Source organism: Amycolatopsis sp. NPDC114503 (assembly GCF_055633655.1).
Window position 1 is genome coordinate 22,175 of sequence record NZ_JBVKDT010000002.1, and the last position, 14,431, is coordinate 36,605.

At 69.6% G+C, this 14,431-nt stretch carries 12 protein-coding genes; 2 read left to right on the forward strand and 10 right to left on the reverse strand.

The window, feature by feature from the left end; all coding sequences use genetic code 11:
• Positions 1 to 40: 40 nt before the first annotated feature.
• Together ACZ7OI_RS08290 and ACZ7OI_RS08295 are read left to right on the forward strand one after the other, a co-directional pair.
• Positions 41 to 1,111, forward strand: coding sequence for a LuxR C-terminal-related transcriptional regulator (locus ACZ7OI_RS08290; protein WP_470263488.1), 1,071 nt, complete (start codon positions 41 to 43; stop codon positions 1,109 to 1,111).
• A gap of 37 nt (positions 1,112 to 1,148) precedes the next feature.
• Positions 1,149 to 1,823 carry a nitroreductase gene (locus ACZ7OI_RS08295; protein ID WP_470263489.1) on the forward strand — a complete coding sequence of 225 codons (675 nt, stop codon included), beginning with the start codon at positions 1,149 to 1,151 and terminating at the stop codon, positions 1,821 to 1,823.
• Between the two features lie 24 nt (positions 1,824 to 1,847).
• Here ACZ7OI_RS08295 and ACZ7OI_RS08300 read toward each other — a convergent pair whose 3' ends face one another.
• The 10 genes from ACZ7OI_RS08300 to ACZ7OI_RS08345 all read right to left on the reverse strand — a co-directional run bounded on the left by ACZ7OI_RS08300 (position 1,848) and on the right by ACZ7OI_RS08345 (position 14,328).
• Positions 1,848 to 2,654 (reverse strand): SDR family NAD(P)-dependent oxidoreductase, encoded by an 807-nt coding sequence (locus ACZ7OI_RS08300; RefSeq protein WP_470263490.1) that lies wholly within the window; start codon positions 2,652 to 2,654, stop codon positions 1,848 to 1,850.
• Positions 2,651 to 4,258 carry a class I adenylate-forming enzyme family protein gene (locus ACZ7OI_RS08305; protein WP_470263491.1) on the reverse strand — a complete coding sequence of 536 codons (1,608 nt, stop codon included), beginning with the start codon at positions 4,256 to 4,258 and terminating at the stop codon, positions 2,651 to 2,653. The genes ACZ7OI_RS08300 and ACZ7OI_RS08305 overlap by 4 nt, the downstream gene beginning before the upstream one ends.
• 27 nt (positions 4,259 to 4,285) lie before the next feature.
• Complete coding sequence (locus tag ACZ7OI_RS08310) at positions 4,286 to 5,020, reverse strand: hypothetical protein (RefSeq protein ID WP_470263492.1); 735 nt, start codon at positions 5,018 to 5,020, stop codon at positions 4,286 to 4,288.
• Positions 5,020 to 6,981, reverse strand: coding sequence for a hydantoinase B/oxoprolinase family protein (locus ACZ7OI_RS08315; protein ID WP_470263493.1), 1,962 nt, complete (start codon positions 6,979 to 6,981; stop codon positions 5,020 to 5,022). The genes ACZ7OI_RS08310 and ACZ7OI_RS08315 overlap by 1 nt, the downstream gene beginning before the upstream one ends.
• A 5-nt stretch (positions 6,982 to 6,986) precedes the next feature.
• Positions 6,987 to 9,017: a hydantoinase/oxoprolinase family protein gene (locus ACZ7OI_RS08320; RefSeq protein WP_470263494.1), complete on the reverse strand. Its 2,031-nt coding sequence runs from the start codon at positions 9,015 to 9,017 to the stop codon at positions 6,987 to 6,989.
• Positions 9,018 to 9,031: 14 nt separating this feature from the next.
• Positions 9,032 to 9,241, reverse strand: a complete 210-nt coding sequence (locus tag ACZ7OI_RS08325) for a hypothetical protein (protein WP_470263495.1) — start codon at positions 9,239 to 9,241, stop codon at positions 9,032 to 9,034.
• 200 nt (positions 9,242 to 9,441) lie between these two features.
• Complete coding sequence (locus tag ACZ7OI_RS08330; protein WP_470263496.1) at positions 9,442 to 9,708, reverse strand: hypothetical protein; 267 nt, start codon at positions 9,706 to 9,708, stop codon at positions 9,442 to 9,444.
• 342 nt (positions 9,709 to 10,050) lie between these two features.
• The gene (locus tag ACZ7OI_RS08335; protein ID WP_470263497.1) at positions 10,051 to 11,517 is read right to left on the reverse strand and encodes an aldehyde dehydrogenase family protein; all 1,467 of its coding nucleotides are present in this window, start codon (positions 11,515 to 11,517) and stop codon (positions 10,051 to 10,053) included.
• 34 nt (positions 11,518 to 11,551) lie between these two features.
• The gene (locus tag ACZ7OI_RS08340; RefSeq protein ID WP_470263498.1) at positions 11,552 to 12,910 is read right to left on the reverse strand and encodes an aldehyde dehydrogenase; all 1,359 of its coding nucleotides are present in this window, start codon (positions 12,908 to 12,910) and stop codon (positions 11,552 to 11,554) included.
• Positions 12,907 to 14,328 carry an MmgE/PrpD family protein gene (locus ACZ7OI_RS08345; RefSeq protein ID WP_470263499.1) on the reverse strand — a complete coding sequence of 474 codons (1,422 nt, stop codon included), beginning with the start codon at positions 14,326 to 14,328 and terminating at the stop codon, positions 12,907 to 12,909. Before ACZ7OI_RS08345 ends, ACZ7OI_RS08340 begins: the two co-directional genes overlap by 4 nt.
• Between the last annotated feature and the right edge of the window lie 103 nt (positions 14,329 to 14,431).

Consider the following 14,431-nt stretch of genomic DNA (forward strand, 5'->3'; position numbering starts at 1 on the left):
GCGGATATATAATGTGCGAAATGTCGGCAAGGGAGCTGCCATGAACGCGACGGGCTTTGCGCGGCTCGACAGCGTCCGCCTCGGCGCCGAACTCGCCGAAGAGGTCCGCGAACTGGGGCTGGACGCGTGCACTCTCCTCGACCGCGCGCTGCCGGTCGGCCGCTGCGCCGAGGTGCTGCCCGCGAAACGGCTGCTCGGCCAGGTCTGGGACGCCGCGATGGCCGAGCTGGGCACGGCTCCGGCACCAGACCGGCTGCCGGGGCTGACCGCCCTGTTGAGCCGGGTCCGGGAGCTGGAGTCCCGGGTGGACGATGCCAAGGTCGCCGACGGGGTCGCGACGATGCGCCGCGTCCGCCGGGCGCTGACCCGCCTGCACACCTCGTCGACCGCCGACGAAGTGCTCTCGCGCGCCGCCGAAGAGGGCTGCACGATCGGGTTCGACCGGGTCTTGGTTTCCACAGTGGACGACGCGACCTGGATACTGCGGAAAATGGTGATCGAACAGGACCCCCGGCTGGCCGCGGAAATGCTCGCCGCCGGCCGCGAAGCCCCGCCACGGCTGGACGGATCGCTGGTCGAATCCGATGTCGTACGGCAGGCCCGTGCCGGTCTCGTCTACGACGTGCAGGAGAACCCGCGCGTGAACCGGCAACTGGTTTCGATGTCCGGCTGCACCTCGTACGCCATCGCGCCGTTGCGGGCCTACGGAAAGGTCGTCGGACTGCTGCACGCGGACAGCTACTACTCGCCCCGCCGGGAAGTCGACGCCACCGACCGCGCCGTGCTGAACCTTTACGCGGAAGGCGTGAGCGAGACGCTGGCTCGAGTGTCCGTCCTCGAAGGACTGGCCTCGCTGCAGGAGGGAATGACCCGGCTGGCCGCCGATGTGCGCATCGCCCCCCCGCCGGAGCCGGGCCCGCCGCGCCATCCGCTGCTGTCCGCCCGCGAAGCGGAGGTGATCGGCCTGATGGCGCGCGGCGACGCGAACCGGGCGATCGCGCGGAAACTCTCGATCTCCGAGGGGACCGTGAAGACGCACATCACGCACATCCTGCGCAAGCTCGGCGCGGCGAACCGGGCGGAGGCGGTGGCGTACTGGCTCCGGAATTGAGCCGCCAAACCCGGGTAATATATTTTATTCTTAACCCATGCGCACTGACGAAGCCCTCGAGAACCTGCTCGCCGCGCGGTGGAGCTGCCGCGCCTACCAGGACCGGCAGGTGCCGAAACCGGTCGTCGAGCGGCTGCTGACGCTCTCCCAGCGAACGGCGTCGTGGTGCAACACGCAGCCCTGGCAAGTCATCGTCACCGGCGGCGCGGCCACCGAACGCTTCCGTGCCGCGATGACCGATTGGGCGCGCGACCACCCGGCGAAGTTCGACTTCGCCCCGCCCGCCGAATATCGCGGCGTGTACCGGGACCGCCGCCGCGCTAGCGGCTGGCAGCTGTACCAGGCGGTCGGCGTCGAACGCGGAGACCGGAAAGCGTCCGCGCGGCAGGCGTTCGAGAACTTCCGCTTCTTCGGCGCCCCGCACGTCGCGATCGTGACCACGGACGCCGGGCACGACGTATACGGCGCGGTCGACAGCGGACTGTACGTCGGCACCTTCCTGCTGGCTGCGCAAAGCCTCGGGCTGGGCGCGATCCCGCAAGCCGCCCTGGCCGGGCACGCTGCCCTCGTCCGCCGGCACTTCGCGATCCCCGACGACCGGAAGATCCTGCTCGGCATCTCGTTCGGCTATCCCGACGAGAACCATCCGGCGAACAGCTACCGCACCGCCCGGGCCGGTCTCGACGAGGCGGTGACCTGGGTCGATCAGTGATCCGGTTCAGCCCGCCGGCACCGCTCACGGCGCGTCGAACTCCAAAGTGGACGAATCCACCACCGCACCGCCGCCGTCCGCGACCAGGACGTGGCCGGTCACCATCGAGGCGTCGCCCGACGCGAGAAACGCGCACACCGACGCGATCTCTTCCGGCTCCGCGGCCCGGCGCAGCGGCACGTGCTTCGTCGTCAGCGCATACGCCTCGTCGAGCGTGATTCCTTCGCGTTTCGCCAGGTAGGCCATCGCGCCCTCGCCGAGCGGGGTCCGGATCCAGCCCGGGCACACCGCGTTGACCCGGACCCCTTTCGGGCCGTAGTCCCGGGCGAGCCACCGGGTGATGCCGATGATCCCCGCCTTCGCGGCGGTGTAGCCGACCGTCCCGGGCGGGCCGGCGATCAGCCCGGCGGTCGACGCGAGCAGCACCAGCGAACCCTGCCGCTCCACCAGGTGCGGCAACACCTCCCCGGCCAGGTAGTACGACCCGTGCAGGTTCACGTCCAGCGCCCGCTGGTAGGCCTCCGCGTGCTCGGGCCGCGCGGTTCCCGACACCGCCGCGCCCTGAGCCGCGATCACCGTGTCGAGCCCGCCCAGCCGGGCCGCGGCCTGCTCGACCACGTCGCGGATCGCCGCGCGATCGGTGCCGTCGGCGGGCAACGCGACCGCGCCGAGTTCGTCCGCCAGCTCCTCGAGCCGTGCGGCGTTGAGGTCGGTGAGCACGACCTTCGCGCCGTCCTCGACGAGCCGCCGCGCGGTGGCCGAGCCGACCCCGCCGGCCGCGCCCGTCACCAGCGCCAGTTCGGGCTTGCTGCGCCGGAGCAGGTTGTTCATCGGGTGCCTTCCTCTCCCGGCCGCGTTCCCGCGAGGATGCCGGAATCCTTGGGAGCAGCGGGCTTTTCGTACTTCTCGCGCAACTTGAACTTGAGAATTTTTCCGGACGCGTTGCGCGGCAACTCAGGTTGCGCGACGAAGTGCCGGGGCACCTTGTAAGCCGCCAGGTGCGCACGGCAATACGCGCGCAGTTCGGCCTCGTCGAGCGACCGGCCCTCGGCGAGGACCAGGACCGCGCAGCCAGCTTCGAGGTACTTCGGGTCCGGCACCGCGACGACGGCCGCGTCGAGCACCGCAGGATGCCGGGTGAGGACTCGCTCGATCTCGGCCGGGTACACGTTCTCCCCGCCGCTGCGGATCATGTCCTTCGCCCGGCCCGCGAGGACGAGGAAGCCGTCCGCGTTGACGTACCCCAGATCGCCGGTACGGCACCAGCCGTCCACGAAGGTGTCCCGGTTCGCTTCCGGGCGCTGCCAGTACCCGGCGCACACCGCGGGACCGCGGACGAGGATCTCGCCTACTTCGCCGCGCGCGGCCGGCGCGAGCCCGTCGCCCGCGACCCGCACCTCGGTCAACGGCAGCGGCCTGCCGACGCTCTTCGGCTGGGCGTCGAAATCCTCGTCGTCCAGCGACGTCGCGATCGCGCCGCCCTCGGTCAAGCCGTAGACCTGCGTCAGCCGGACCCAGGGCAGCTTCGCGCGCACCTGCTCGACGACCCACGGCATCATCGTGTCGCCGCCGATGACGAAATGCGTGACGAACTTCGGCAGCCGGTCCTCGATCCCGTCCACGCGCAGCAGGTCGTGCAGCATGAAGGAGAACAGCAGGCAGTCAGTCACCTGCTCGGTTTCGAGCACCTCCAGCAGCCGGTCGACGGTGAAATTGCCCGACCGGATGCACACGACGGTGCCGTGCATCAGGAATGCCGGCGCGCTCATCGCCTCGAATGCACCCGCGTGGTAGAGCGGGCCCGGCACCAGCGCGACTGTCCCCGGCGAGAACCCCCAGCGCAGCGCCTGCGCGGTCGCTGCCGCGACCGTATTGGCATGGGTCCACACGGCGCCCTTGGGCAGTCCGGTCGTGCCTGAGGTGTACAGCAGCGACATCGGGTCCGCGTCCGCTACCTCCGGCGCGTCGGCCAGCGGCTCGCCGCCGAGCAACACCTCGAAGGGAAGCGCCCATTCCGGCACCGGATCAGCCGAATCCTGCCGGACCACGAACGCCTCGACCCCGGTCTCCGCGCGCACCGGCTCGACCCGGTCGAGCAGGCTGCGGTGCGCGATCACCGCCTTGCAGCCAGAGTCGGCGAGAATGAACTTCAGCTCGGCGGACGCGAGCCGGAAGTTGAGCCGCACCGCGACCACCCCGAGGCGCATCGCCGCGAAGCACAGCGGCAGGTACTCCGGGTCGTTGCACAGCAACAGTCCCAGTCGATCGCCCTTGCCAAGGCCGAGTTCCCGCAACGCCGACGCGTACCGCAGCGATTTGTCCCGCAGCTCCGCGTAGGTGAGCCGTTCGCGGCCCTCGTAGCTGACCGCGATCCCGTCGCCGCCCGGCGGCGGAAGCTGGTCGGCCGCCGCGTCGAGAATCCGGGTGAACGTCATGACGTGCGCTCCTGCCTCATCCGCGCGTCACGACTCGCGGCTCGAGCGGAAGAACGGGCTGACCGGCTTGAGGAACATCGTCGCGAACGGCGGGCTCATGAAGTCCGGCAACACCATCTCGCCAGACATCAGCTGCCGCTTGACCTCCGCCCGGAACCCTTCGAGTCCGCCGGCGGTCTCGTAGATCGCCAGATGCCCCTCGTCGACCGGCTTGACGCCGGGCAGCGGCTTCACGTCGGACACCTCGAACCGTTGCGCGCGCAGCATTCCCGGCGCGGACATGATCTGCGGAATGTGCTCCTCGTCATACCACTTCGCGAACGTCGCGTCGTCGCCCGTGTGCCGGCTCCACGCGAAGAACAAATGCCGGTCGTCCAGGTTCTCCGCCGCCGCGAACTGTTCGGTGTGGAACGGCTCGCTCACCGGCTTCGCGAAGAGCGCCTGGAACGGCTGCACCATGTACTCGGGCAGGACCATCTCCCCGGAGATCAGCTTTCGCTTGACCTCGTCCCGGAATCCCTGCGGACTGCCGTCCATTTCGTACAGTGCGAGGTGCCCGAAGTCGAGCGAGCGCACGCCCGGCAACGGCTTCGTGTCGGCGATGACGAACCGCTGCGCGCCTGCCATGCCGGGTGCGTCCATCACCTGCGGGATGTGCTCCTCGTCGTACCACTTCGCGTACGTCGCGTAGTCCGTCGTGTAGGTGCTCCACGCGAAGAACAGGTTCCGATCCCCGAAAACCGGGACCGCGGCGGAAACCATCAGCTCACTCCTCGTTCGTTCGACCGGCCGGAACGCAGCCGGGCAGTTGCTTCCTCGTCGACGCGCAGACACTCGGGGTCGTAGTGCGGGTCGCCGACGACGACCACGCCGTAGTCCCGCGCCGCACCTTCGACGCTCACGTATTCGTCGCGCACATCGGCGAGCACCTTCTCCGGCGCGCGGTCGAACGGCGAACCCCATACGCCGCCGCCGTTCGTCAGGCACCGCAGGACCGAACCCGCCTCGGTCAACCACGCCTTGCGGCTCGCGAAGTAGTGGTAAACCCCGCCGTCCGGGTCCAGCGCCTTGGTTTCCGGGTCGAGCACCCCGGCGACGGGCGTGCTCCCGGCGTAGACGTCCGGGGCAACCCCCAGCAGCCCGTCCGGCCCGGAGCTCCCTTCCCGCGGCGGGAAGATCCACATGGCGCCGGTCGGTCCCGGCTTCCCGCCGTCCGCGCCGACGCCGCTGGGCTCCTTGGTCCGGAACGGAGACAGGTGCTGCGCGGCCGCGGTCAGCCAGAGCGTGTCCTTCAGGTTCGCCGCGCCGCCGCGGTGCTTGCCCGGTCCGCCGGTGTCGATGGCGTGCTCCTTGCGCAGGAGGACGACTGGCGAATCGTGCTCGATCGTCTCCGTGGCCGGGTCCAGATTGTTGAGGTTGTACAGCACGGTGTAGCTGTCGCCGTCGCCCTCTTTGGTGGCGCCCCACGGACCGTGCTCGCCGCCGCACTGCGTCGCGCTCGTCCACGGCGTGCCGTCTGCCCGCACGCCGCTCGCATTGTGCGTGTTGGTGGAACCGTAGTCCCCGCCGATCGCGCGTTCGCCCAGCACCGGGTTCAGCGCATCGAAAATCGCGGAGATCAGCGCCCCGGACGGCTCCCAGAACATCATCGGCGCGCCCTCCGGCGGCAATGCGCTCAGCAGCGTCCCCGGCGGCGCGACCAGGTCGACGTTCCGCCAGGTGCCCGAGGTGAACGGGATCGCCGGGTCGAGCAGCATCGTCAGCGCCACGCCCAGCGCGGTTTTCGCGTCGAGAACACCGCAGTTGATGCAGGTCCTGGCTTGCGCTGAGGTGCCGGAAAGGTCGGCCTCGATGTCGTGCCCGCGTTTGTGCAGCGTCACGTGCACCTGGTAATCGACGGTGTCGTCGAGCCCGTCCGCGTCGATCAGCGCGCGACCGGTGTAGTCGCCGTCCGGAATGCTCGCGATCGCTTCGCGCATCTGCTCGGCTGACGTGTCGCACGAGTATTCGAGCGCGCCGAGAAACGCGTCGAGGCCGTAGCGCTCGATGTTCTCCCGCACCAGCCGCTCGCCCAGCTGCAGCTGCTGGTGCATGCTGCGGAAGTCCGGCAGCAGCAGGCCGCCCCAGCGGGTGTTGTCGAAGATCAGGCTGAACGTCGACCGCACCGGCTGGTCCTTCGCCCACAGCAGCATCGGCGGCAGGACGAGGCCGTTCTCGTAGACGTTGGTCTTGGTCGCCGAGAAGCCGCCGGGAACCGTGCCGCCCATGTCCAGCTGGTGGGCGCACATCGTCACGAACGCGACGATCTCGCCGTCGGCGAACACCGGCCGGGTGAACAGCACGTCGTTGACGTGCCGTCCGCCGCGGTACGGGTCATTGCAGATCAGCACGTCGCCCGGGGACAGGTTCTCCGGGCCGAATTCCTCGACCGCGTTGCGGGTGGCGTCGGGCATCGTGCCGAGGAACGGCGTCAGGCTGTTGCTGACGACGGCCATCCGGTAGTCCTGGGACGGCGGGCCGCTGATGGTGCACGCGAAGTCGTACCAGTCGCGGATGATCGGCGAGAACGCCTCCCGCAGAAACGCGGTGCTCATGTGCCCCACGGCGTATTTCAAGCGGTTCACGATCACCGACGCGGTGAAGCGGTCAGTGCGGTAGGCACCGGCGAACTCGTCGTCGGCCAGATCGCGGATGCGGACGGACGGAGTGTCCAAAGTGGTCATGACGCTCACTTCTTCCGGATGACGAGTTCGCCGTAGCGACCGACGACGAGATGCTGGCCGGCGCCGACGTGGGTCGTGGACAGTCCTTCGTGGACGATCGCCCGGCCGTCGAACTCGTCGCCCGCCCGGAGCGCTGCGCGGTCGTACACCGGCGCTTCCTGGTCTTCCTCACCCTCGCCCAGATACCGCAGGGTCGCCGTGCGGACCGGGCGGAGCGGCTCGTCCGCGGCGCGGGCGGGCAGTTCCGGATACTCGACCTTCGGGGTGTCCAGCACCGCGCGGACCCGGAACGTGACGCCCTCGACCGGGACCATTTCGAAGCGATTGCCCGACCGCTCCTGGTAGGTGTCGTGGAACGACGCGATCATCGCGGCGACCGCCGGCTCGTCGAGGGTCCCGGCAGGCACCGGCACGAACGGCGTGTCCCAGCTCTGCCCGACGAGATGCCCGTCGTAGCTGCGTTCTAAAGTCACCGCGGCGTCCGGGCTCAGCCGCTCGCGCAGCTGCTCCTCCATCTCGGCGAACAACCCGTCGATCCGCTCCGCCGCGTCCGGCGTGAGCACGGTGTAGGCGCTGCGGTTCACGGTGAACACCTGGTCGGCCGACAAGAGACCCAGCGCGGAGAACAGCCCCGGGTTCGGCGGAACGACGACCTGCTTGCAGTGCACCGCGTCCATCGCCGCGGGCAGCAGCATCGGCCCGGCGGCGCCGTAGGCGATCAGGGTGTAGTCCCGCGGGTCGACGCCGTTCTTGATCGCGACGTTGAAGACGCCCTCGGCGATGTTGTGCACCGCCATCTCGTACGCGTAGCGCACCCGCTGAGCCAGCGTGAACTCCGAGTCGAGGTTCTCGAACGCTTGCCGGGCCAGCTCCGGATCCAGCGCCAGCTCGCCGTCGGCGAACGTTCCCGGGTCGATGACGCCGATCAGCAGGCAGGTGTCGGTTGTGGTCGGCTGGGCGCCGCCGCGGCCGTAGCAGGCCGGGCCGGGCGTCGAACCGGCGCTGCCGGGGCCGACCTGGATCTCGCCGGTCTGGCCGATCGTCACCAGGCTGCCGCCGCCCGCGCCGATCGCGCTGACGTCGTTGGCCAGCGCGTTGACGACGAGATCGTGCTCCAGTTCGAAAGTGGTGTCGACGAACGGCTCGCCGCCGGTGACCACGCTGATGTCGCACGACGTGCCTCCGACGTCCGCGCACAACAGGTGGCGCTCGCCGATCAGCGAACCGAAGTGCGCGCTGGCGACGGTGCCCGCCGCGGGCCCGGAGAACACGATGCGGAACGGTTGTTCCATCGCGCGGTGCGACGGCACGAGCGTCGCCGCGCAATCGGCGAAGTTCAGCTGCCCGGTGAAGCCCAGCTCGGCCAGCCGCTTTTCGAGCCGCGCGGTGTAGTCCGCGTAGATGAGCTTCATCAGCGCGTCGACCACCGTCGTCGACGCCCGCGCGTACTCCTTGGCGAGAGGGGACACCTCGCTGGACAACGAGCACGGCACGTCCCCGAGCACCTCGCGGACCAGGTCGCGCAGGCGGAGTTCGTGCGCTGGGTTCACATAGGCGTTGATCAGGCAGACGGCCACGCCGGTCACGCCGCACTTGCGCAGCACTTCGAGTTCGGCTCGCGCCTGCGCCTCGTCCAGCTCGAACAGCACGCCGCCGGTCGCGGTGAGCCGCTCCCGGATTCCCCGGCGCAGGTACCGCGGCACCAGCGGCCGCGCGGCGTCGCCGAAACTGCGTCGCCAGCCGGGGTCCAAAATGGCCTCCGCCGGCCGCCACACCCGTCCCATGTCCAGGATGTCGCGGTGTCCCTCGGTCGTCAGGAACCCGATCTTCGGCACGTCGCGGGTGATCACCGCGTTCAGCCCGTGCGTGCTGGCGTGGTTGAACACCGAGGCTCCCGCGACGCCGAGCAGCGCGGCGCCTTCGAGCACCGGGCGCGTCACATCGGTGTAGTCGGTGGAAACCTTCGCGGTGCGGATTTTCCCGTCCCGCAGGGCGACCACGTCGGTGAAAGTGCCGCCCACGTCGACTGCGATCATCGTCGGTCCTTTCGCTACACGAGGTCGGAGAGCAACTGGATCGGCCCGAGCCGCGGTCCGCGCTCCCGGCTGACCGAGAACAGGCACGCCTGGCATTTCACGACCTCGAACCAGCCGCCCTCGGAGTTGACCGGATAGCGGGACAACTCGGCGGCCCGGCACCGCGGACAGACGCCCTCGACTGGTTCCCGCTCGAGGGAGGGCGGGTGTGTTTTCTGGTCCATTCCGGCGCAACTCCATTGTTGGCTCGATCAGGCGGCGCTGGTGCGCTGCCGCACATCCGAACGGTAGGCCGGGTGAGACCGGGGCAACAGCCGCTCACCGCACAGCCGAGTCCGCAAAACGAAGCGACCGCAGGGGCGGACATGGAGACGGGCAGGACAGCGGCCTGTTCAGCCGCTGTCCTGCCCGTTGCTTTTTCTTTTCAGGCCGCCTCGCCGGCCGCCCCCAGCGCTGCCGCACCAGCCGGCGTGAGGCGGGCGCGGACCCGCTTCCCGAGCACAGCCGGTCCGGATTGGACGATCAGCCCTCGATGGGCGAGCGCGTGCGCGGTGTACTGGTCGCAGCACGGCACGCCGTCGACGAACATGTCCGGCTCCCGGCTGCAGGTGATCTCGGCCCGTCCGGCGGCCACGACGCGGAGGAGGGCCAGCGCCCGGCAGCTCAGGTCCGGATCCGTCCGAGGCGCCATCGCGCACCTCCTTGCCGCAGAAATAATATTTTATATTAAACTTCCACAGCGGCGCGGTCAAGACAGCCCCGGCCGAGGGGCCCGAGCCACGCCGACAGCCGCGCAGTTCCTTCGGTCATCTGATTGCCGCGATCCGCGCGGCGACGCTCCCTCGGCCGGGAACCGTGGTGGCGCTTGCCTCGGCCGCCAGCCGCGCCCCGAGCCCCGCCGCTGTCCCTCTCGCCGACTGGCGGAGAACGCCCACGCAGCCCGGAAGCACCTGCGACATAGCGGTTCGCCATGCCCGCTTGGCTGTGCTCCTCGATCTCCAGCGGCACCGGAGCGGGGCCGGGACAGCGGCGGTCATGAGAGGCCGGGTCCGATGAGGATCTGCTTGGTCTCGGCGAATTCCCGGATTCCTTCGGGCCCGCCTTCCCGTCCCCAGCCGGATCCTTTCCGCCCGCCCCAGGGCGCGGCGACGCTCGGGCCGAACGAATTCAGCGCGACCGAGCCCGCGGCGATGCGGTCCGCGCAGTACTGGCCGCGTTCGAGGTCGGTCGTGTAGACCGTCGCGGCGAGGCCGTAGGACGTGTCGTTGGCGAGCGCGATGCCGTCGTCGAGGTCCGTGTAGGTCAGCACCGCCGTGACCGGGCCGAAAACCTCGTTCCGGGCCAGGTCCGACTCCCGCTGGACGTCGGTCACGATGGTGGGCTCGAACCACCACCCGGAACCAGGCGGACGCCCTCCCCCGGCGACTACGCGGCCTCCTTCCGCGACGGCGCGCTGGACAGCCCGTTCGGTGCGGTCGCGAGCGGCCGCGTTGGCGAGCGGGCCGATGTCGGTATCGCGGTCGAGCGGATCGCCGATCTTCAGCCGCGACCACGCGCCGGTCATCGCCTCGACGACTTCGTCGTGCCTCGATTCGGGGACGAGCACGCGGGTGAGCAGGGCGCAGACTTGCCCGGTGCCGCCGGTCGCGCCCGGGAGCAGGCTGCGCAGCACCTTGTCCAGCGGGGCGTCCGGAAGGATGAGCGCCGGAGATTTCCCGCCCAGTTCCAGGTGCGTGCGCGCAAACCGGCCGCGGGTCGATTCGATGATGTCCTGCGCGGCGACGCGTCCGCCGGTCAGGGAAACCAGGTCTACGCGCGGATCGGCCGACAAGGCACGAGCGACGTCGGTGCTCCCGGCCAGAATGGACAGCGTGCCGGGCGGGAACCCGGCCGCTTCGGCGCACTCGGCGACCAGGCGCATGATCAGCTGCGATTCCACCGCCGCTTTCACGATCACCGGGCAACCGGCGAGCAGGGCGGGGATGATCTTGGTGGCCATCGTGACCAGCGGGCCGTTGTACGCCATGATCCCGGCGACCACCCCGGCCGGCTCGTGCTTCACGAGCACGTCGCCGAGCGGGGTGCTGCGCCGTTCCGGCCGCAGCGCGTCTTCGGCCTGGTCGAGTGCCGCGGTCCACGCTCCGACCGCGCCGAAGCGATGCAGGGTGGTGCTGTAGCGGACCGGCATCCCGGCCTCGACCGCCCACACCGCGCCCATCTCCGGGAGCCGTTGTTCCACAGCGGCGCAGAAACGCCGGACGGCCTCGACTCGTTCCGCGACGGGCAAGCGGGCCCACGAAGTCAATCCCTGCTCGTGCGCCGCGGCCACCGCCGCCTCGGCTTGATCGGTTCCCGGCAGCCCGACGTCGGCGACGACCTTTTCGTCCGCGGGCGACACGATCTCGTACCGGCCCCCGCTCGCGGGCAGCCACTCGCCGCCGACATACACCTCGTTCAGGTGCCTGACCTCGACACCCGCGATCTCGATCGAGTTCGACAACTCGTCGTCTCCGTTCTCGTCCGCACCGGCCGCGCTACGCCCGGAAGATCGTCTTGTACTCCAGGTACGCGTCCACGCTCTGCGGCCCCAGTTCCCGGCCGATCCCGCTGTTCTTGACGCCGCCGAACGGCGTCTCGATCGGCAGCGTCGAGGTGTTCACTCCGACGCTCCCGGTCACGATCCGGCGGGCCACTTCCGTCGCCCGATCGCGGTCCGGCGAAAACACTCCGCCGCCCAAGCCGTATTCCGAGTCGTTCGCGATGGCGACCGCTTCGTCCACCGTCCGGTACGGCATCACGGTGAGCACCGGGCCGAAGATTTCCTCGCGGGCGATGCGCATGTCGTTGGTGACGCCGCGGAAGATCGTCGGTGCGACGTAGTAGCCGCGCTCGAACGGGCGGCCGCCGCCGATCACCAGTTCGGCGCCCTCCGCCTTGCCGAGTTCGATGTAGGACTCCACTCGCTCTCGCTGCGTCGCGTTCACCAGCGGGCCGAAGAACACCGCCGGGTCGAGCGGATCCCCTTGCGGGATTTCGGTCATCGTGGTCGCGAGCAGGTCCACGACCTCGTCGTAGCGCGACGCCGGAGCCAGTACCCGGGTCAGCGCCCGGCAGGTCTGCCCGGTGTTCGGCGAGCAGGCGGAAAGCACCAGCGGCCGGAACGCGTCGAGATCGACGTCGTCGAGCAGGATGCCCGCCGACTTTCCGCCCAGCTCCAGCGTGACGTGCTTCAGTTGCTTCGCGCACTCGGCGGCGATCGCTTTGCCCGCCACGGTCGAGCCGGTGAACGCCACCTTGTGCACGCCAGGATGCGCGACCAGTGCCGCGCCAGTTTCGCGTCCGCCGGTCACGATGTTCACTACGCCTTCGGGAATTCCCGCCGCGGCAACGATTTCCGCGAAGACGAGCGCATCGAGCGACGTCTCTGGCGCCGGCTTGATCACTGAGGTGCAGCCGGCCGCCAGCGCGGGGCCGAGCTTCCACGCGATGAGCGGCTGCGGGCCGTTCCACGGAGTGATGGCCGCGACCACGCCGACCGGTTCGCGCAGGACGATCGCGTCGCCGCTCGCCGTCTCGACGTGTTGCTCGACCGAGAGTTTCTCCGCGAGCGAAGCGAAGTACCGGTAGCAGACCGGCACTTGGCTCTGCATCGCGCGGGTGATGCTGATCGGCGTGCCGTTCTGGCGGGTGACCAGCTCCGAGATCTCCTCGGATCGCTTTTCGAACTCGTCCGCCAGCGCGCGCAGGTAGCCGGCGCGGGTGGCGGGCGACAGAGCCGACCAGGGGCCGAGGGCTGCGCTGGCGGCGGACACGGCGGCGTCGACGGTCGCCGCGTCGCTGTCCACGATGGACCCGATCGCCTCTTCGGTGGCCGGGTTGATCACCTCGATCATGCCTTCACCGCCGGCTTCAACTCGTTCAGCAGCTCCGCGACGTCCTTGACGTTCTGCAGGTCGAACACGGCCTGGACGATCGCGTCCGGGTCCGCCACCACGCCTTCCACGTTGTGCCGGAACTTGGCGGCCAGCTCGTCGTCGCTCATGTAGGTGGCCGGATCGGGCGAAGGGCTGCCCTTCGGGTACGCCCGCTCGCCCCGGTAGGTGGTGCCGCGAGCCTCGACCTCGACCAGCGACCGGCGAGCCGCCGGATTGCTCTTCAACGCCTCTGTGTAGTCCGGGTGCGCCTGGAACGACGCCTTCTTCGTCAGGTCGAGCACCGACGGGTCCAGCACCGCTTCCGGGGTCTGCCAGTCCTTGCCGGGCGGAATCCGGTGCGCGGCGAGGGCGAGGCCGTGCGTCATGCTGAACTGCGCGTCGCGCGGGTTGCGGATGGTTTCGTTCACCCACACCGGCTGCATGACGAAGCTCTCGCCATACGCGGTGATCGCGTCGATCTCGCCGGGACGGAGGTCGTGTGTCTCGACGATTTCGGTCAGCGCGTCGAGCAGTGCGTGCATGACCCGGCAGTGCGGATACGGCTTGAACGACTGGAACGGCGTGAACGTCCACTCTGCACCGAGGTCCGCGGTGATCGGCGCCGGTTCCCAGCGGGAGGTGCCGATGAAACGCGGGAATCCGTATTCGCGGTCGTCGAGCATCTGCCGGTCGCCCGTGTGGCCGCGTTCGGCGAGGTTCGCGGCCGTGACCGCCGACAGCGCCAGCCCTCCGGCGAGCTGGTACTTGATCGTCGTCGACGGGGCGTGCATCATCCACGCGCGCTGAGTGTTGGTCGGCGCGGTGGAGCCCATGATGCCGAGCGCGTCGGCCAGAGTTTCGCCGTCGAGGCCCTTCACGACGCCGACTGCGGCCGCGGCGCCGAAAAGCGTGCTGCTGTAACCGATGATGTCGGGGATGGTGACGACGCCGTCCTTGATGTCGCGCAGATAGTCGGTCGCCTTCCCGATCCGGTACGACATCTCGTGGGCCACCGCGATCGCCTCGAGCAGCTTCGTGCCGGATGTCCGCAACGACTCCGCGGTGGCCAGTGCGCCGGGCAGCACGTACGGCGTGACATGTCCGGGCGGCAGGACCGCGTCCTGGTCGAGCGCGTTGATCAGTTCGGCGTTGGCGAACGCGGCGGCGGGGACCGAAGTCTTCGTGCCGGTGCCGAGGATCGACGCCGGACCTTCAGTGCCGCCGAGGTATCGCGCGTAGTCGACGCTGCGCTGCGCGCCTTCGTCACCGAGAGACGCCACCGCGCAGCCGAGCGAGTCGAGCAGGATGCGCTGGGACTCGCGGATCACCTCGTCGGGGAATTCCCGGGCGTCCGCGCCTGCGGCGAACCCCGCGAGCTGCTCGATGATCGTCGCCATGCCTGCTCCTCGTCGATGTCAGGTCGGCCGCCACCCGGCAGCGCGCATGAAATATATAATATCTAGTCAAGGGACCGGGTCAAGCCGCGCGGAGAGCGGCTCG